The following is a 1084-nucleotide window of genomic DNA, read 5'->3' as shown; positions in this document are numbered from 1 at the left end:
CTCTTTGTCAAATCGTGTGGGAAAATAGTTTTCCCCTATAAAGCAAGTAACTGTTGAGTTGCTTGTTTTTTTAATTGGTTAAGGTTTTGTTCATGAGTAGAATACGTTTCTTGAAGTTCCTAAAGGTTCTAAAGCCATAAGCCACACGTTTAATGGCCTTGATTTTATTATTCATCCCCTCCAAACAGCCGTTTGAATAGTCTAGCTCAAGTGCTAACTTAATGGATGCCTTTTTACGCAATAAAAATTGATACTTCTTAACGAATGTTTCAGGCAGAACTTCTGTATTGAGCGAGGCAATTAAAGTGAAAAATGATTTTGCATCCTTGTTCCTGAAGTGACCGCTCGCTAATTGTAAGACTTGCCAGCCTTGATAGAGTATCGGACTGTAATTAATCAGCTGTTCAACCAGCTTCCGACTAGATGTCCACTTTCGTAAAGAACATGAATAAAAAGGCGTATCAGAAAGATTATCATAGTTTTTAAGTAGATGTTTCCAATAATATTTGAGATGACGGTATTCAGGGCTTTTAGTGTCAAATCCTTTCATGACTTGAATGCGTAGTACATTGAAAGCCTTAGTCATTTGTTGGACAACATGAAAGCGATCTGTGATGAGCTGAGCACAAGGAAAACAGCGCTTGATCAACTTATCGTAACTATAATTCATATCCATCACGAGATATTTGACCCGCATTCGAACCTTTCTAGGAAACTTCAAAAAGTATTTAACCAAGCTCTCTAAACGTCTATCATCAAGAACTGTCACAATCTCATGAGACTTCCCATCCATTGCGATAAAAGCCATACTCCCCGTACAATCTTTGGTTGCCTTAAATTCATCAAGACAGAGCACCTGAGGTAGTTTGGTAAATGCGTCTTTGCTTGACATTTGATTGAGTAATCGGTAGAAACTGTGTGAGGAGACGTTAAGATCATGGCTCGCATCTTTGATGGACTCTTTTTCTGTTAGTCTTCTGATGATCTGGGCTTTGAGTAAGGTGGAATCTTTATGCCCTTTTAAAACAAGTTGTTCAGGGATTTGAGAGGATTGCGTCATACCACAGGTCGCACAGCGATAACG

Annotated in this window: 1 protein-coding gene; it reads right to left on the bottom strand. The window is 38.7% G+C overall.

Features of this window, described 5'->3' with window-relative positions:
- Positions 1-70 precede the first annotated feature (70 nt).
- The coding region (locus tag LRA01S_RS10555; protein ID WP_061775559.1) for an ISL3 family transposase at positions 71-1084 on the bottom strand (1014 nt) is incomplete at its 5' end.

The organism is Pseudolactococcus raffinolactis NBRC 100932, from assembly GCF_001591765.1.
GTDB lineage: Bacteria > Bacillota > Bacilli > Lactobacillales > Streptococcaceae > Pseudolactococcus > Pseudolactococcus raffinolactis.
The sequence above is the reverse complement of the archived record's forward strand: the minus strand, read 5'-3'. Positions and strand labels throughout refer to the sequence as shown.